Below are 17,251 nucleotides of genomic sequence, written 5' to 3' on the forward strand. Positions count from 1 at the left end.
AACTAGATCTTTACCGTTCTGCGTTCGATCCTTTTTTCATAGTTGCCACCTTTGAAAATGCGGCGCACATAAATACCCGGCACATGTATCTGGTCGGGTTCCAGCTCTCCGGGTTGCACCAGTTCCTCTACTTCAGCAATGGTGATTTGTCCTGCCCGGGCCATTGAGGTACTGAAATTCCGGGTGGTTTTACGGAATACGAGGTTGCCCAGTGTATCTCCCTTCCACGCTTTTACGATGGCGTAATCGGCGTGCAGTGCCAGTTCCATCAGGTGAGGCTTGCCGTCAAACACCCGCACTTCTTTTCCTTCAGCGATCTCTGTTCCATAACCGGCTGGTGTAAAAAAAGCAGGAATGCCCATGCCTGCCATCTGGATGCGTGTGGCCAGCGTTCCCTGGGGAATGAGGTCTACTTCCAGTTCTCCAGCCAGCAGCTGTCTTTCAAATTCTGCATTTTCACCTACGTAGGAAGACATCATTTTTCTGATCTGCCTGGTTTTGAGCAACAGGCCAAGACCAAAATCATCTACGCCTGCATTATTGGAAATACAGGTAAGATCTTTCACCCCTTTTTTTACCAGGGCGGTAATACAATTCTCCGGAATTCCACACAAACCAAACCCTCCCAGCATCAGTACCGCTCCATCCCGGATATCTTGTATGGCTTCGTCGGCATTTGCTACTACTTTGTTCATGTTTTGGTGTTTTATAGATTAGGGCTGCCGCTTGATAAAAGGCCGGGTTGTATCGGTCTTCGGCAGCAATAGCACGCTGTCTGCATAAGGGAAAATGCTTTTCATACGAAACCGGAGCGGCGCATTTTCATCAATCGGATTGGGCAACCGCTGTTTCCTGGAAGCAATATCTGTTTGTACCATTTGAAAAACTTCCTTCAGCCTGTTGGGATGACTTTCATAATACCGGTAGCTTTCCATAAATTCCTTAACGGTTACTTTATGCAGGTCCAGTATCTGTTTGTAATAGATCTTTACTTTCTCCTGTCTGAGGGAATCAAAGTTGGGCGTATAAGTAACCTGCATTTGTTGTTCATTGCTGTAGGCATCTGCAATAGACATATCTACCAGGATACCTGTCATACGTTCCTTTGAAATATATTTACGCGGCACCTGGTCACTGTTGGCACAGGCGACCAAAAATACCGCTAACAAAGCCAGGGAGGCGTATTTCATCATCATATTCATCATAGCTGTTACTTCATCTGTTGATACTTCTGCGCATTGGGTACATCCATCTGCGAAAGCAATTCCGCTGCACGGCTTTTCTCCTGTGGCGTGGCACGGGAGAATATTTTCAATAACTCCTCTCCTTTGGAAAGGAAAAAAGTTTGCATCAGCATGGAATTGGGGATGTCCTGGTGGATGGCATAAAGCATGTTCAGGCAGTTCAGGATGGCTGCACGGCCTTTGATTACATCATCATACATCAGGTCCAGTCCCTGCCGGTGATACTGGTACATCACATCATGAAACCGGAGGAATTTTGCATTGAGAAGATTATCCTGTAACCAGTAGCGGTTACGGTTTCCTTCAAAAGCCTTCCAACCGGAAATTTCTTTCCCATCCGGCGCATTATTTACAATATTAAGCGCTTTCTTAAAATATACATCTCCGCCCCGTGGGGAAAAGGAATCATAATCGAGGCCCAGGATGATATTAACGTAATAGGCCAGGATAGCGGTTAAGTTGGAGTTCAGCGGATCATTTCCCACCACCCTGGTATCGCTGAATTCCAGCTGTTGAAATTCCACATACCGGAACACTACGTTGGGATCCTGGATATTGAGCAGGCTGGTTACATAACTGGCGTTGTATACGGGTCTGGTGGCCTGTATGGTCAGGGATGCCTTATAGCTGTCGTTCCCGGAAGTACCGGTGATATTCAGCAAAAAGTTACATTCTATCCGTTCTGCCGGTGTAAAGGCATCATTTGCCCAATGCCGGTTATTAAGGAAATCCCGGATGGAATTCTGCAGGGTAGTAAATATTTTCTTGTCCACTCCCTGTATCTGTTGGGCAACGACAGATACGTTGGCCCTTATTTCCTGGGCTTTCACAGCGGGGGAGCAGAATAGTAAGAAGGCGCCTGCAAGCAGCAGGAACAACGGGAAACGATTATGCATGTTGCAATTCGATTATAGCGGAAACAATATCCTGGGCCACGGCCTGTTTGGATTTGAGAGGGAAACTGCGTTCATTCCCGTTTTTGTCAAACAGGGTTACTTTATTGGTATCATAGTTAAAGCCTGCACCTGTATCTGCCAGTGAATTCATCACGATCAGGTCCAGGTTTTTGTCGCGCAGTTTTTTCAGCGCATATTCTTTTTCGTTGTTTGTTTCCAGGGAGAATCCTACCAGCAGTTGCTGCGGACCTTTGTTATCGCCCAGTGAGCGGAGTATATCAGGTGTTTTTTCGAGATCGATATGTAACTGTGCTTCCCCTTTTTTGATCTTTTTGTCGGCCACATTTGCCGGGCGGTAATCAGCTACGGCGGCAGCGGCCACTACTATCCCGGCGGCGGGGTAGCGGGTGGTTACGGCATCAAACATTTCCTGGGCGGTTTGCACATGGGTGACGGTGATACCCGGATGGGTTGTTTTCTGCGAAGTGGGGCCGAGTACCAGCTGTACATTGGCGCCGGCATCTGCCAGGGCCTCCGCAATGGCAATTCCCATTTTGCCGCTGGAGTGGTTGCTGATGTAGCGAACCGGGTCAATATGTTCGATCGTAGGACCGGCTGTAACGATGGCAGTGGTGCCGTTCAGTGCCTTTTTTCCGTTTTTCTGCTGAAAATGCTGTTGCAGAAAGGTCAAAATCTGTTCTGGTTCTGCCATGCGGCCTTCCCCGAAGAGGCCACTTGCCAGCTCCCCGGATTCTACGGGGATCTGCTGATGACCAAAGGAGATGAGTTTATCCACATTGCTGCGGGTGGCCGGATGATGCCACATGTCTTCATCCATTGCCGGGGCAAAGAGTACAGGGCAGGTGGCGGAGAGGTATACGGCCAGCAGGAGGTTGTCGCACAACCCCAGGGCCATTTTGGCGAGGGTATTGGCTGAAGCGGGAGCGATGAGCATTACATCTGCCCAGCGGCCCAGCATCACATGATTATTCCAGCTGTTGTGGTCACTGATATTGAGGGGAACCTCATTTTTAGAGAGGGTAGCCAGGGTGAGGGGGGTAATAAAGCCGGCGGCGGCGGTGGTCATAACCACTTTCACTTCAGCTCCTTCCTTTACCAGCAGGCGTATGAGGGTAGCGGCCTTATAGGCAGCGATGCTGCCGCTCACTCCGAGCAGGATCTTTTTTCCTTGTAGCATTTTGATAGCGTCCATGGACATATATAAAAACAAAAGCGGCAGAAATCATTCTGCCGCCATGAAATTAATATTTTTATTTTTCGCAATCACGCACCTCACAAAATAATGTGTGGCGGATTAGCTAAACAAATCGTCGTCGTTCTTGCGGAAATAAATTTTGCTGTCCAGGAACTCCTGTGTAGCCTGGATTGCCGGATTTGCCAGTCTTTCATAAAAACGGGAAATCTCAATCTGCTCCTTGTTCTCGTGCACTTCTTCGAGGTTGTCAGTATGACTGGCAAACTCTTCCAGTTTGGAATGGAGCTCCTCTTTCACGGAAATATTGATCTGATTGGCGCGTTTGGCTATTACGGCAATAGACTCATATAAATTACCAGTTCTGTTCTTAATGTCGGTAGTGTTTTTGGTTTCTACCCAGGGATTAAGGCTACTGGTTAGACTTCGCTTTAATTTGCTCATTATCCAGTGTTTTTATGTTGTTTTGTGCTAAGGTATAAAATTTTTCGGCATCTGGCTTTAATTTGCTGTTCGGGTAGTGATCCGCGAAGTCCAGGTATTCGTCGAGAACCGTTGCGTAGCGCTCCTTTTGTCTCTCCGGGATACTGTTTTTAGCATAATTATAGTAAGATCTGATGGCCATTACTTTGTAACTGTCGCTTTTGTCAGAGTCGGGGTAGTTGCGCATCAGGTTTTTGAAGGCAATACCAGCGGCTTTGAAGAAGCCCAGGTTATAATATAATTCTGCGCTGGAGAACTCTTTCTTTTCCAGCTTGCGTCTGCACAACTCGATTACCAGGTTGGCTTCCGACACTTTATCTGCCGTAGGGTAGTTGTTAATGAAGGTTTGCATAGCAGCAATGGCCTTCATGGTATTGGTTTGATCCAGTGATACCTTTGGCGACTGCTTATAGTAGCAATATGCCTGCATATAATCTATTTCTACCGCTCTGGGGCTGTTCGGGAACAGGTCCAGGTAATTTTTGAACTGGAAAGCTGCCTGAACGTAGTCCTTAACATAGTAAGAGCAATATGCGAAATTGTAATACATGGGCTCAAACTTCTCTGTTCCCTTATATACCTGAACCAGGTCGGTATAGAGTGTTATTGCCGTATTGTATTTTTTCTTCTGGAACAGCTGATTTGCGTAGTCCAACTTCTTTTCAAAGTTGTTGCTTTTTTCTATTCTCCGTAACTGGTTGTTACAGGAGGTAGATACGACAACCGCAAGAACACTGATGTACAATAAAAATTTCCGCATAAAAGAGTGGCAAAATTAAGAATTAAATGTAAATGTAAGGCAGAGAGATTTTGATTGCTGTTAAAATTTTGCAAAAGAGGGAATTAAATCGCCGAAAGGGGAGTTTTCCACCACCGCCGGGGTTGCTGACATTTTTCCCACCCGGATGTGGAAAATTGGATTTTAAGAGACAAAAAGCGGCAGAAAAAGCCTCATATTATAAAAAAATTCCACGCATAAGCATTTCTCCGTACCATTTTCCCACCCGCTATCCCATTCGGGAATGTCTCACTCCGTGGGCATCTGCAAGATATGAACATGAAATTAACACTTATTCACACGTTATTCACACGTATTATTGTTTAATACACCATAAAGGTGCATAAATGGTAGCAAAAGGGCTATGATGCAGGCGCTTGCATCTGTGGAAAAAATTTATAAAGTATTTTTTCGTTAAAAAGTGGGAAAAAGTGTTATTTTGTGTTGAAAAAGGATTTTCAAGGACTTTGCCCCATGGTATGACAGGATTTCTCGGTGAATATGAATCGACGCTGGACGCAAAAGGACGCTTTCTGTTACCTGCCGGGTTTAAAAAGCAGTTAACAGACGGGGCCGGAGGACAGTTTGTGATTAACCGAGGGTTTGAAAAATGCTTGTCCCTGTATCCCATGAACGAATGGCAGCCTATTTTCGAGCGTATCAGCAAGTTGAATGACTTTGATCCAAAAGTAAGGGAATTCAGGCGGTACTTCTTAAACGGGGCCACTATTCTGGAGTTAGACAGTGCAGGAAGACTGCTGGTACCGAAAAACCTGCTGTCGTACGCCAATCTGGAAAAAGATATTGTGCTGGCAGCAGCATCCAATAAAATCGAGATCTGGGATAAAGGTAAATACCAGGAGTTCTTTGAAAATTTCTCACCAGGGGCGTTCAGTGATCTGGCACAACAGGTAATGGGAGGAGGAGATAACAACATATCAATTTAAAGAGGGGAGCATATGGGCGAACAACAATATCATTTACCCGTTCTGCTGCAGGAAACGACGGAGCTGTTACAGATAAATCCCGATGGGATCTATGTAGACGCTACGTTTGGAGGCGGAGGACATTCGAGAGCCATACTGGAGAAACTGGGTGAAAAAGGACGGCTGATAGTGTTTGATCAGGATGAAGATGCTTACCGAAACAGGATTATAGACGAACGTGTCACTTTTGTACAACAAAACTTCCGTCATCTGCAACGCTTTCTGAAATTACATAAAGCAGACCAGGTAGACGGCGTGCTGGCGGATCTGGGCGTTTCATCGCACCAGTTCGATACAGCAGAAAGAGGATTCAGTATCCGCTTTGATGGCGACCTGGATATGCGGATGGATACAAGAACAGAATTTACTGCCGCCCAATTGCTGGCTACATGGGGAGAAGCAAGGTTACAACTGATTTTCCAGGAATACGGAGAAGTAACCAACGCGAAAACCCTCGCCCAAACAATTGTAAAGCAGCGCAAAACACACCCCATGCGCACCATCACAGAATTCAAATCCGTGATCCAGCCCATCGTAAAAGGTAACCCGCAAAAGTACCTGGCACAGGTTTTCCAGGCTTTGCGTATAGCCGTTAATGATGAACTGGGCGCTCTGAAAGATTTACTGGAACAAGCTGCCAATGTGCTGAAACCAGGAGGACGACTCGCCGTCATCACCTTCCACTCGCTGGAAGACAGGATGGTGAAAAATTTTATGAAGACTGGAAGTTTTGAAGAAGCACCGGAAGATCCGTTTGCAAAAGAAACACCCCCTAAATTGTTCAGATTAATCACAAAAAAACCGGTTACCGCCAGTGATGCAGAATTGAAACTTAATGGAAGATCCAGAAGTGCAAAACTGCGGGTGGCCGAAAAACAAGCGTGACGCGGCTATAAACCGCCCACCACATCCTACCCTATCCTATACACACCCGTTTTGAGTTGCGTTCAGGTTTATATTGTCAATTTTTAAAAAGGCATAGAGCGTGTTGCAGGAAGAAGATATAGATACAATCCAGGAAAGTCCGGCTGAAGTAAATACCCTTCCCCCGGAGCAACGTAAAGAATGGCGTTTGCGCATCAACTACAGAGCGTTGGTGCAAAACATGCCCTTTATCGGTTTCCTTTCCCTCCTGGCTTTAATCTATATCGCCAACAGTCACCTCGCTGAAAAAAAGATCCGGCGCATTAACAAACTAGGCAAAGAAATTAAAGAGCTGAAGTGGGAGTACATCAACGTGAAAAGTGAGCTCATGTTTCGAAGCAAAATGAGTGAAGTCAGCAAGTCAGTAGAGCCGCTGGGCCTTAAACAACTCAGCTCCCCTCCACAAAAGATTGTGCTGAAAAAGGAAACAGAAAAATGAATTTAATATTGATGCCTGACGCTGCCCGCCTGACCCATAACTCAGGTCGGGGATGCTGGTAAATCAAATCAATGGCAAGCATCTCAATTATAAATGCAGCCAGTGTCAGGTATCTTCTTATAAGTTATCAGCCTTTAGCCATCAGCTATCTGCCCCCGGGTAAATAACTGACAGCTAAAGGCTAAAAACTAAAATGCTAATACAACATCGTGGATGTAAAAAAGGACATATTGTGGAGAGTGTATCTGTGCCTCATCGGCATGGCGCTGTTCGGCGTCGCCATCCTGGTGAAAGTGTTCTATATCCAGAACGTACAGGGCAACTACTGGCGCAGTATGGCCGATAGCCTGCACACCGGCTACGTGGCACTGGACGCAGAAAGAGGCACTATCTACTCGGAGGAAGGCAGGATGCTGTCAACCTCCATCCCATATTTCGACATCCGGATAGACTTTGCAGCAGACGGCCTGCGGGATAAAAACGGACTGGTGTTCAAGGAAAACGTTGACTCACTGTCTTACCGTCTCTCCCAGATATTCACCGACCGCAGCAAAGCCGCCTGGAAACAACAGTTACAGGAAGGATATAAATCAAAGGACCGTTACTTTTTACTTAAAAGAGACGTACCCTTTAATCAATACCAGGAATTACGCAGCTTCCCGATGTTTCGCCTCGGCAAAAACAAAGGCGGCATGATCGCTGAATCCAAAAGTAAGCGCATCAACCCCTTTAAACTGCTCGCCAACAGAACCATCGGACTGGCACGCGAAAATTCACAAAGCGTAGGTCTGGAAAGAACCTATAACGAATACCTGAAAGGCGTTACCGGTAAAAGACTGATGCGCCGCATCGCAGGAGGCACCTATGTACCTGTAGACGGTTACGATATTGAACCCGAAAACGGTCGTGATGTAGTAACCACCATCGATGTAAACATGCAGGATATCGTGGAAACAGCCCTCATGAACATGATGGTGCAGAATGAAGCCGATCACGGCACCTGCATTCTCATGGAAGTGAAAACAGGTAAAATAAAAGCCATTGCTAACCTCGGCAAGCAACCCGATGGCAACGGCTACTGGGAAGATATGAACTACGCACTGCAGGTAGGGGAACCCGGTTCCACCTTTAAACTGGCTACCGTAATTGCAGTGCTGGAAGATAAATACGCCACCATGAACTCTATGGTAAACATGGATGGTGGCCGCTGGCAGGTAGGCCGCAGAACCGTATTCGATTCTGAACCTCACCCGGGCCCGCAAAATGTAACGATCAAACACGCATTTGAACTCAGCTCAAATGTGGGTATGGCAAAACTGGCCTACCAGTTCTATAACCGGCAACCTAATAAATTCGTGGGCCATCTGAAAAGATTAAGGCTCGACCAGTTTTCCGGTATAGACCTCATAGGCGAAGGAAGACCGGTTATTAAAACCACCGCTTCCAAAACATGGAGTGCCACATCCCTGCCCTGGATGGCATTCGGATATGAAGTGCTTATCAGCCCGCTGCAAACGTGCATGCTGTACAATGCAGTGGCTAACAACGGTAAAATGATGAAACCCTACCTCGTCAACTCCATACAGGAATATGGCCAGGTAGTAAAACAGTTTGAGCCTACCGTACTGCTGGACAGCATCTGCTCACAAGGCACGCTGAAACAGGTACAGGCCATGCTGGAAGGTGTGCCGATAGATGGTACCGCTAAAAAGCTGCGCAGCCAGTTTTACACCTTCGCAGGCAAAACCGGTACCGCACTCGTGGCCAACGGCAACCGCGGGTATGCAGATAAAATCTACCAGTCGTCATTCGCCGGTTATTTCCCGGCAAATGATCCGCAGTACACCTGCGTGGTGGTAATAAAAAATAAACCGCATGCATTGCACTTTTACGGTGCAGGCGTTGCGGGTCCTGTGTTTAGAGAGGTGGCAGATAAATTATATGCTATCGCGGTGGAAAGACAAAAACCCATGCAGGCAACCATGCAACTGGATACCCTGCTGTCACTGAAAAATGGCAAAGGCAGTGAATGGAAACAAATCCTGGGTAAACTGCAGCTGCCCATCGGCAATGCCCCCGCTAACAACAGCTGGGTAAGCGCTAAGGTGACAGACCGCAAAATTGCCTTCCAGCAGGTAGCACAAACAAAAGGCGCAGTGCCCGATGTTACGGGAATGGGCCTTAAAGACGCCCTGTACCTGCTCGAAAACGCCGGATTACGGGTAGTGATAAAAGGCGCCGGTAAAGTGAAAATGCAGTCACTCCCCGGCGGAACTAAAATTGGAAACGAACAAACAATCGTAATAGAACTGAGCTAGATGAAGACGCTGCGAGACATATTGTATAATGTAAGCATCCTGGCGGTGCATGGTAATACAGATATTACCATTCACGCACTCGCCATTGATTCCAGGTCCATCGGATCCGGAGATGCTTTCATTGCAGTGAAAGGCGTACACACAGACGGACACGTGTACATTGAAAAAGCAATTGCGCTGGGCGCCGCAGCAGTGATCTGTGAAACATTACCCGAACAACTGGCAGAAAATGTTTGCTATGTACAGGTAAGCAACAGCGCTGTCAGCAGCGGTATCATGGCAGGCAACTTCTATGATAACCCTTCTCATAAAATACAACTGGTAGGCGTTACCGGTACCAACGGAAAAACAACCATCGCTACCCTGCTGTTCCGGTTGTTTACCAAACTGGGATATCACTGTGGATTATTATCCACCGTACAAAATCAGATAGGCGATACCGTTATACCGGCCACACATACCACACCCGATCCCATTAACCTGAACGCCCTGCTGGCGCAGATGGTGGAAGACGGCTGCCTGTATGTGTTTATGGAAGTAAGCTCCCATGCTATTCACCAGCAACGTATTGCCGGGTTAAAATTCGCGGGAGGCATCTTCAGTAATATCACTCACGACCACCTGGATTATCACAAAACTTTTGATGAATATATCCGGGTAAAGAAATCATTCTTTGACAACCTGCCCTCCTCCGCTTTTGCGCTCACTAACCTGGACGACAAAAGAGGAACAGTAATGCTGCAGAATACGAAAGCCACAAAAGCAACGTACAGCCTGCGCACACTGGCAGATTTTAAAGGAAAGATCCTGGAAAACAATCTCACCGGACTGGTGATGCTGGTAGGAGATACAGAAGTGCATTTCCGGCTCATCGGTGAGTTCAATGCCTACAACCTGCTGGCCGTTTACGGCGCAGCGGTATTGCTGGGTATAGATAAAGCCAAAACATTACAGGCGCTCAGTGATACTTCCGGTGCAGAAGGCAGGTTTGATTATATCATTTCCGATAAAGAACAGATCATCGCTATAGTTGACTACGCACATACGCCCGATGCATTGAAAAATGTACTGGCTACCATCAAAAACCTGCGTAAAGGCAATGAACAGGTGATCACAGTAGTAGGCTGCGGCGGCGACAGGGATACCACCAAACGCCCTGTGATGGGAGATGTAGCAGTGGAAAACAGCGATCGCGTAATCCTTACCTCTGATAATCCCCGCTCGGAAGATCCGGCGGAAATTATCCGGGAAATGGAAGCAGGCGTGCCTGTTCACCTGAAAAAGAAAGTTATTTCAATTACCGACAGGAAAGAAGCCATTAAAACGGCGCTGTCGCTCGCCAACCGGGAAGACATCATCCTGGTGGCAGGTAAAGGACATGAAAAATACCAGGAAATAAAAGGCGTTAAACATCACTTCGATGATAAAGAAGTGCTGCTGGACCTGATGAAAACCCTGGAGAAATAAACTAAAACTGAAGATAGATACTTAATAATCCAATGACTTAAAAGCCTGTACTCCCCGGACAGCGGAGGGCGGGTTACGACTAAAACATATGTTATATTATTTTTTAAATTACCTGAAAACAGAATTTAAGATCAGCGTCATCGGCGGTGGTATGTTTCAGTATATCACTTTCCGTGTAACGATGGCATTACTGCTGTCGCTGGTTATTTCTTTGCTGTTCGGTAAAAGGATTATTAGATTTCTCCAGAAAAAACAAATCGGCGAAACTATCCGTGAACTGGGCCTTCAGGGAGAGAATACCAAAAAAGGAACCCCTACGATGGGAGGACTCATCATCTTATCTGCCATCGTAATTCCCACTTTACTCTTTGCCCAGCTGGCTAATGTATATATCTGGCTGATCCTGTTATCTACCGTATGGTTAGGACTGATTGGCTTCCTGGATGATTATATCAAAGTATTTAAAAAGAATAAAGAAGGACTGGCAGGACGTTTCAAGATCATGGGACAGGTTGGACTTGGTTTGATTGTTGGCTGTACACTTTATTTTAATACCGATGTGGTGGTATCCCGTGAAGTAATGGGCGCAAAACCACTGGCGCCTTATGAAAGACAGGTGACTAATCATCCGGAGCGTGTAACCCGCGACGGACACCGCTTTGTGGATGTTAAAACGCCTATCACCACTATTCCGTTTGTAAAAAACCATGAGTTCAATTATTCCAAACTGATCTCCTGGATCCCAGGCGCAGAAAAGTATACGTTCATACTCTATATCCTGGTGGTGATCTTTATTATTACCGCCGTATCCAACGGCGCTAATCTTACGGATGGATTGGATGGACTGGCAACGGGCGTTTCGGGCATCATTGGAATAGGGCTCGGTATCTTTGCATATGTATCCGGTAACATCCAGTTTGCGGAGTACCTGAACATTATGTACATCCCGAATCTCGGGGAGCTGTCTATTTTCATTGCCGCCTTTGTAGGCGGGTGTATCGGCTTCCTCTGGTACAACGCTTATCCGGCGCAGGTTTTCATGGGCGATACCGGTAGTCTTGCGTTGGGTGGTATCATTGCCTCGCTGGCAATTATTGTGCGGAAAGAACTACTGATCCCCATCTTCTGCGGTGTGTTCCTGGTGGAATTGCTGTCGGTGATGTTACAGGTATCTTACTTCAAATACACTAAAAAGAAATATGGTGAAGGCAGACGCATTCTGAAAATGTCGCCGCTGCATCACCACTATCAGAAAATCGGTTATCACGAAAGTAAAATATCCGTGCGCTTCTGGATCGTGACCATTATGTGCGTGGTAGTAGCTATTGCAACATTGAAAATGAGATAAAACTAACTAAGGAGACTAAACGAAATGAAATATAAACTCGTCATATTAGGAGCAGGAGAAAGTGGAATAGGTGCGGCTTTGCTGGGAAAACAGCAAGGGTATGATGTATTTGTATCTGACGGAGGGATAATAAAAGATAATTATAAACAGGAACTGGCGGTAAACCAGATCTCTTTTGAAGAAGGACATCATTCCTGGGATATCATACTGGATGCAAACGAAATCGTTAAAAGCCCCGGTATTCCTGAGAAATCGGAACTGATGAAAAAGGTACGCGAAAAAGGCATACCCGTAATTTCTGAGATAGAGCTGGCCTACCGTTTCTCGACAGGTAAAAAGATCATTGCCATCACCGGCAGCAATGGCAAAAGCACCACTACGGCCCTCACCTATCACATCTTTAAAAACGCAGGTTTGGATGTGGCGATGGTAGGCAATATTGGCGTGAGCTATGCCAGGCAGGTGGCAACCGCACCGGCGGAGTATTATGTGATTGAAATCAGCAGCTTCCAGCTGGATGACATTAAGGACTTCAAACCCAATGTGGCCATCCTGCTGAACATTACGCCTGATCACCTGGATCGCTACGACTATAACATGGAAAATTACGTAGCCTCCAAATTCAGAATTGCCATGAACCAGACAGCTGAAGACTACTTCATCTACTGCATGGATGATCCTGAGATCATGCGACATTTAGCGCAGCAACCCATTTATTCAGCATCAATACCTTTTACCATCATGAAACCACTGAAAGAAGGCGGCTCTATTGCCAACGACCAGTTGCACATAGATGTCAACGGAGAACCGGTTATCATGTCAATGTATGACCTGTCATTAAAGGGAAAACACAATTTGTATAATTCAATGGCAGCAGCAATTGCAGGCAGGACCATGGATATAAGAAATGAAAAAATCCGCGAAAGCCTTGCGTCGTTCGAAAGCCTCGAACACCGCATGGAATACGTGACAACGGTTAGAGGCGTGGATTTTATTAACGATAGCAAAGCCACCAATGTAAACTCCGTTTGGTTTGCACTGGAAAGTTTTGACAAGCCCATTGTACTGATCATGGGCGGCGTGGATAAAGGCAACGACTACGATGCCATCCGCGACCTCGTGAAAGAAAAGGTAAAAGCAATTATTTGTATGGGTGTGGACAACACCCCCATCTTTGCTGCGTTATCAAAAGACACACCGGTGATGATTAACACCACCAGTATGCACGACGCAGTACAGGAAGCATTTAAACAGGCCACAAAAGGAGACATCGTTTTATTGTCGCCCGCATGCGCCAGCTTCGACCTCTTTAAAAATTATGAAGACCGTGGCAGGAAGTTTAAGGAAGAAGTAAAAGCACTGTAACAGGTGTTGATGAACAGGATAAAGGGTTACATCTTAAAAAATAAATGAAAGCAAAACGCAATTAATGATGGGATTGCTCTATAGAACAAAAGGCGACAAGGTTATCTGGACGGTAGTACTTTTTCTATCGCTGGTAAGCCTGCTTGCTGTATATAGCGCTACCGGCTCACTCGCTTACCGGGAAAGGGGCGGCCATACGGAGTACTATCTCCTGAAGCAGCTCACGGTACTGGTGATGGGGCTGCTGATCATCTATTTTGCGCACCGCGTAAACTATACTATTTATTCACGCGTGGCACAAATAGGATTCCTTGTATCCATACCATTGCTGATGTATACACTGGCCTTTGGTTCCAATATCAATGAAGCCAGCAGGTGGATCAAGCTGCCGATCATTAACCTTACTTTTCAAACATCCGATGTGGCGAAACTCGCCATATTCATGTATGTAAGCAGGCAATTATCAAGACGGCAGAACCTGATCAACGATTTCAAAAAAGGATTTTTGCCCATCATTATACCGGTTGGCATCATCTGCGCACTGATCATGCCTGCCAATATGAGTACCGCCCTTTTGCTGGGCGCCAGCTGTATGCTCCTTTGCTTTATAGGCAGGGTGCCCATCAGGTTCCTGGCGTCTATGGTGGCAGTAGGCGCTGTAATGGTAGTGCTGCTCTTTGGAATAGCCAAATTAACCGGCATGGAGATGCGTACAAAAACATGGGAAAAACGTATCGACAACTTCATTCACGGTGATCATACAGAAACGCCTTACCAGGTGCAACAGGCCAACATCGCCATCGCTGGTGGTGGTATTTTAGGAAAAGGCCCCGGCAACAGTACACAACGTAACTTCCTGCCACACGCCTATTCCGATTATATCTATGCCACTATTATAGAAGAATATGGCATGTTTGGCGCCTTCCTGATACTGGCAGCTTATATGATTTTATTATTGAGAAGTATCCGGATCTATAAAAGATGTCCTTATGCTTTCGGTGCATTCCTGGCAGTAGGACTCAGTGTAACACTGGTAATACAGGCATTAACCAATATGGCGGTAAACGTACAGCTGTTCCCGGTTACAGGGCTGCCGCTTCCTTTGGTAAGTATGGGTGGTTCCTCTGTGTTATTTACCAGTATGGCCATCGGAATTATATTAAGTGTATCGCGAAACGTGGAAGAGATGGAAGGTAAACAGGCAGAAAAAGAGCGTTTGGAAAGAGTTATTGCGCAATCAGAAAACGCTGCAGTCGCTTAATACGTATTTATAACAATAATTGTAATCAGGAATAAAACATGCAACGCAAAGTGATCATAGCAGGCGGCGGTACCGGGGGACACATCTTCCCGGCGATAGCGATCGCAAATGCGTTGAAAAAAATAGAGCCGGACATCAACATCCTTTTTGTGGGCGCCACCGGAAAAATGGAAATGGAGAAGGTACCGCAGGCGGGTTATCCGATCGAAGGACTGGAAATAGCCGGTTTTAATCGCAGTAATATTTTCAAAAATATCCTGCTACCGTTTAAAATATTGAAAAGCCTGCGTCGTGCAAAGGCCATCCTGCAAGGCTTTCAGCCTGATGTGGTAGTGGGTGTAGGCGGATATGCGAGTTTCCCGATGCTGAACAGGGCGCAGAAAAACGGTATCCCTACCCTGATACAGGAACAAAATTCCTTTGCGGGGAAAACGAATAAAATACTGGGCAGGAAAGCGAAAAAGATCTGTGTGGCATACGATGGTATGGAGAAATTTTTTCTGTCCGAAAAACTGGTAATGACCGGCAATCCTGTGAGGAACAGTATTTCGCAGTCGGCTGTAACACGGGAAGATGCGTTGCAGCATTTCGGACTGAGTACAGCAAAGCAAACCATTTTCGCCGTAGGAGGCAGTTTGGGAGCTAAGTCTATCAACGAAGGATTACAACCACTGTTAAGAGAAATAGTGGACAGGGATATACAGCTGATCTGGCAAACAGGGAAGCCTTATTATGAAACAGCGAAAGCTGTTGCTGCACCGTATGGATCGCATATTAAAGTATACGACTTCATCAACGTGATGGACTTTGCCTATAAAGCGGCAGATGTAGTGTTATCAAGGGCCGGCGCACTGGCGATCGCGGAATTGTGTGTGGTGAAAAAGCCGGTGATATTTGTGCCTTACCCGTTTGCGGCAGAAGATCATCAAACATCCAACGCCATGAACCTGGTAAACAAACAGGCGGGCCTGATCATTAAAGACGACCAGGTACAATCACAACTGGGCACTGTGCTGTTCAGCCTTTTGCAAAACAAAGCGCTGATGGAACAACTGGAAAGCAATATCGGCAAACTGGGTAATCCACATGCAGATGTAACTATTGCCAACCAGGTATTAGGAATTATTTAAAAGAGATTTTTTTAGAAGAATATATGGATTTGAACAACATACAAAGGGTTTATTTCATCGGCATCGGTGGTATTGGCATGAGCGCCATTGCACGCTTCTTCAATGAGAAAGGCGTGCAGGTAAGCGGTTATGACCGTACCTCCACAGCGCTCACAAAGCAGCTGGAAGCAGAAGGTATGCAAATCCATTATACAGACGATATTAATTTAATCGACAAAACCGCCAACCTGGTGGTGTACACGCCGGCCATTCCGGCTACCCATACAGAGTTGCAGTGGTTGCGCGATAACGGTTACGAAGTAGTAAAGCGCAGTGATGTGCTGCAGGAAATTACCCGTTCCCTGTTTGCCATCACCGTGGCAGGCACACATGGTAAAACCACCGTTTCCACCATGATCGCTCACCTGCTCACCGACAGTGGTTACGGTTGTAACGCTTTCCTGGGTGGTATCAGCGTGAACTATAATAAAAATTTCTGGAGCAGCGATAAGTCCGTAGCAGTAATTGAAGCAGATGAATATGACCGTTCTTTCCTGAAATTAAGTCCGGATATCGCGGTGCTGACTGCCATGGATGCAGATCACCTGGATATTTACGGCACTCCGGAAGCAATGGAAGATGCTTTTATTGAGTACACGCACAATATTAAGCCAAATGGCACGCTGATTGCCAGGTTCGGCCTGCATCGCAATAAAGAGCTTAATGCAACAAACAAGTTGTTGTACAGTTTACAAAACGATGCTGCCAATGCTTACGCTGCCAACATCCGCATGATCAACGGCGGATACGAGTTTGATGTAATGCAGCAGGACTGGATGATCGATAATATCGCGATGCACATTGGCGGTATGCACAACGTGGAAAACGCAGTTGCTGCTATCACGGTAGCACATCTGCTGGGAATAGATGCCGGCAAGATCCGTGCTGCCATTGCCAGTTTCAAAGGGATCAAACGGAGATTTGAATATGTGGTAAAAACAGATCAGCAGGTATATATCGATGATTATGCACACCATCCGGAAGAATTGCGCGCATTGATCACCAGTGCGAAAGCGTTGTTTCCAGGAAAAAAATGCACCGTTATTTTTCAGCCGCACTTATTTACCCGCACGCGCGACCTCGCGGATGGCTTTGCAGAAAGCCTTTCCCTGGCGGACGAGGTGATACTGCTGCCTATCTATCCGGCGCGCGAGTTGCCGATAGCAGGAGTTACCAGCGAAATGATTGCAGATAAAATAACAGTACCTGTAAAGATTTTACCGAAAGAAGAAGTAGTGGAATACCTGGGCAAACAGGACGTACCATTATTAATCACGGCCGGAGCGGGAGATATCGACCAGTTAAAAGAACCGGTGGCTCATCTTCTTAAAAACAAAATAACACAACATTAAAAATAAAA

At 46.2% G+C, this 17,251-nt stretch carries 16 protein-coding genes; 10 read left to right on the top strand and 6 right to left on the bottom strand.

Annotated elements, in window-relative coordinates; genetic code table 11:
* Positions 1 to 2 precede the first annotated feature (2 nt).
* From V7S65_RS17635 to V7S65_RS17660, 6 genes are all read right to left on the bottom strand, one after another.
* Positions 3 to 695, bottom strand: coding sequence for a CoA transferase subunit A (locus tag V7S65_RS17635; protein ID WP_079469385.1), 693 nt, complete (start codon positions 693 to 695; stop codon positions 3 to 5).
* An 18-nt stretch (positions 696 to 713) separates the two neighbouring features.
* The gene (locus V7S65_RS17640) at positions 714 to 1,196 is read right to left on the bottom strand and encodes a DUF4296 domain-containing protein (RefSeq protein WP_159454269.1); all 483 of its coding nucleotides are present in this window, start codon (positions 1,194 to 1,196) and stop codon (positions 714 to 716) included.
* Between the two features lie 14 nt (positions 1,197 to 1,210).
* Positions 1,211 to 2,140 carry a type IX secretion system protein PorD gene (gene porD / locus V7S65_RS17645; RefSeq protein ID WP_079469387.1) on the bottom strand — a complete coding sequence of 310 codons (930 nt, stop codon included), beginning with the start codon at positions 2,138 to 2,140 and terminating at the stop codon, positions 1,211 to 1,213.
* Positions 2,133 to 3,353, bottom strand: a complete 1,221-nt coding sequence (coaBC, locus tag V7S65_RS17650; RefSeq protein WP_336387439.1) for a bifunctional phosphopantothenoylcysteine decarboxylase/phosphopantothenate--cysteine ligase CoaBC — start codon at positions 3,351 to 3,353, stop codon at positions 2,133 to 2,135. The genes porD and coaBC overlap by 8 nt, the downstream gene beginning before the upstream one ends.
* Before the next feature lie 102 nt (positions 3,354 to 3,455).
* Positions 3,456 to 3,797: a DNA-directed RNA polymerase subunit omega gene (locus V7S65_RS17655; RefSeq protein WP_079469388.1), complete on the bottom strand. Its 342-nt coding sequence runs from the start codon at positions 3,795 to 3,797 to the stop codon at positions 3,456 to 3,458.
* On the bottom strand, positions 3,766 to 4,596 hold the full coding sequence (locus V7S65_RS17660) for an outer membrane protein assembly factor BamD (RefSeq protein WP_079469389.1): 831 nt from the start codon (positions 4,594 to 4,596) through the stop codon (positions 3,766 to 3,768). The genes V7S65_RS17655 and V7S65_RS17660 overlap by 32 nt, the downstream gene beginning before the upstream one ends.
* 497 nt (positions 4,597 to 5,093) lie before the next feature.
* On the opposite strand from V7S65_RS17660, the gene mraZ reads away from it, so the two are divergent.
* The 10 genes from mraZ to murC all read left to right on the top strand — a co-directional run bounded on the left by mraZ (position 5,094) and on the right by murC (position 17,243).
* Positions 5,094 to 5,561 carry a division/cell wall cluster transcriptional repressor MraZ gene (gene mraZ, locus V7S65_RS17665; protein WP_079469390.1) on the top strand — a complete coding sequence of 156 codons (468 nt, stop codon included), beginning with the start codon at positions 5,094 to 5,096 and terminating at the stop codon, positions 5,559 to 5,561.
* 12 nt (positions 5,562 to 5,573) lie between these two features.
* Positions 5,574 to 6,485 (top strand): 16S rRNA (cytosine(1402)-N(4))-methyltransferase RsmH, encoded by a 912-nt coding sequence (gene rsmH / locus V7S65_RS17670; protein WP_079469391.1) that lies wholly within the window; start codon positions 5,574 to 5,576, stop codon positions 6,483 to 6,485.
* A 100-nt stretch (positions 6,486 to 6,585) separates the two neighbouring features.
* The gene (locus V7S65_RS17675) at positions 6,586 to 6,963 is read left to right on the top strand and encodes an FtsL-like putative cell division protein (RefSeq protein ID WP_235015907.1); all 378 of its coding nucleotides are present in this window, start codon (positions 6,586 to 6,588) and stop codon (positions 6,961 to 6,963) included.
* A gap of 239 nt (positions 6,964 to 7,202) precedes the next feature.
* Positions 7,203 to 9,281 carry a penicillin-binding protein gene (locus tag V7S65_RS17680; RefSeq protein ID WP_235015929.1) on the top strand — a complete coding sequence of 693 codons (2,079 nt, stop codon included), beginning with the start codon at positions 7,203 to 7,205 and terminating at the stop codon, positions 9,279 to 9,281.
* Positions 9,282 to 10,748: a UDP-N-acetylmuramoyl-L-alanyl-D-glutamate--2,6-diaminopimelate ligase gene (locus V7S65_RS17685; RefSeq protein WP_079469393.1), complete on the top strand. Its 1,467-nt coding sequence runs from the start codon at positions 9,282 to 9,284 to the stop codon at positions 10,746 to 10,748.
* A gap of 88 nt (positions 10,749 to 10,836) precedes the next feature.
* Complete coding sequence (gene mraY / locus V7S65_RS17690) at positions 10,837 to 12,096, top strand: phospho-N-acetylmuramoyl-pentapeptide-transferase (protein ID WP_336387440.1); 1,260 nt, start codon at positions 10,837 to 10,839, stop codon at positions 12,094 to 12,096.
* Between the two features lie 24 nt (positions 12,097 to 12,120).
* A complete protein-coding gene (gene murD / locus V7S65_RS17695; protein WP_079469395.1) occupies positions 12,121 to 13,461 on the top strand; it encodes a UDP-N-acetylmuramoyl-L-alanine--D-glutamate ligase in 1,341 nt (446 codons plus the stop codon).
* 64 nt (positions 13,462 to 13,525) lie between these two features.
* Positions 13,526 to 14,722, top strand: coding sequence for an FtsW/RodA/SpoVE family cell cycle protein (locus V7S65_RS17700; protein ID WP_310007573.1), 1,197 nt, complete (start codon positions 13,526 to 13,528; stop codon positions 14,720 to 14,722).
* Between the two features lie 38 nt (positions 14,723 to 14,760).
* Complete coding sequence (gene murG / locus V7S65_RS17705; protein WP_336387441.1) at positions 14,761 to 15,852, top strand: undecaprenyldiphospho-muramoylpentapeptide beta-N-acetylglucosaminyltransferase; 1,092 nt, start codon at positions 14,761 to 14,763, stop codon at positions 15,850 to 15,852.
* A gap of 23 nt (positions 15,853 to 15,875) precedes the next feature.
* On the top strand, positions 15,876 to 17,243 hold the full coding sequence (murC, locus tag V7S65_RS17710) for a UDP-N-acetylmuramate--L-alanine ligase (RefSeq protein ID WP_336387442.1): 1,368 nt from the start codon (positions 15,876 to 15,878) through the stop codon (positions 17,241 to 17,243).
* Positions 17,244 to 17,251: the final 8 nt, after the last annotated feature.

Source organism: Chitinophaga sp. CCNWYY40 (genome assembly GCF_037483205.1).
Lineage (GTDB): Bacteria > Bacteroidota > Bacteroidia > Chitinophagales > Chitinophagaceae > Chitinophaga > Chitinophaga ginsengisegetis.

What these genes read in the sequence shown, in the direction of transcription:
- V7S65_RS17635 (WP_079469385.1), bottom strand. Translation starts at nt 695, where the DNA reads ATGAACAAAGTAGTAGCAAATGCCGACGAAGCCATACAAGATATCCGG.
- V7S65_RS17640 (WP_159454269.1), bottom strand. Translation starts at nt 1,196, where the DNA reads ATGATGATGAAATACGCCTCCCTGGCTTTGTTAGCGGTATTTTTGGTC.
- porD (WP_079469387.1), bottom strand. Translation starts at nt 2,140, where the DNA reads ATGCATAATCGTTTCCCGTTGTTCCTGCTGCTTGCAGGCGCCTTCTTA.
- coaBC (WP_336387439.1), bottom strand. Translation starts at nt 3,353, where the DNA reads ATGGACGCTATCAAAATGCTACAAGGAAAAAAGATCCTGCTCGGAGTG.
- V7S65_RS17655 (WP_079469388.1), bottom strand. Translation starts at nt 3,797, where the DNA reads ATGAGCAAATTAAAGCGAAGTCTAACCAGTAGCCTTAATCCCTGGGTA.
- V7S65_RS17660 (WP_079469389.1), bottom strand. Translation starts at nt 4,596, where the DNA reads ATGCGGAAATTTTTATTGTACATCAGTGTTCTTGCGGTTGTCGTATCT.
- mraZ (WP_079469390.1), top strand. Translation starts at nt 5,094, where the DNA reads ATGACAGGATTTCTCGGTGAATATGAATCGACGCTGGACGCAAAAGGA.
- rsmH (WP_079469391.1), top strand. Translation starts at nt 5,574, where the DNA reads ATGGGCGAACAACAATATCATTTACCCGTTCTGCTGCAGGAAACGACG.
- V7S65_RS17685 (WP_079469393.1), top strand. Translation starts at nt 9,282, where the DNA reads ATGAAGACGCTGCGAGACATATTGTATAATGTAAGCATCCTGGCGGTG.
- mraY (WP_336387440.1), top strand. Translation starts at nt 10,837, where the DNA reads ATGTTATATTATTTTTTAAATTACCTGAAAACAGAATTTAAGATCAGC.
- murD (WP_079469395.1), top strand. Translation starts at nt 12,121, where the DNA reads ATGAAATATAAACTCGTCATATTAGGAGCAGGAGAAAGTGGAATAGGT.
- V7S65_RS17700 (WP_310007573.1), top strand. Translation starts at nt 13,526, where the DNA reads ATGATGGGATTGCTCTATAGAACAAAAGGCGACAAGGTTATCTGGACG.
- murG (WP_336387441.1), top strand. Translation starts at nt 14,761, where the DNA reads ATGCAACGCAAAGTGATCATAGCAGGCGGCGGTACCGGGGGACACATC.
- murC (WP_336387442.1), top strand. Translation starts at nt 15,876, where the DNA reads ATGGATTTGAACAACATACAAAGGGTTTATTTCATCGGCATCGGTGGT.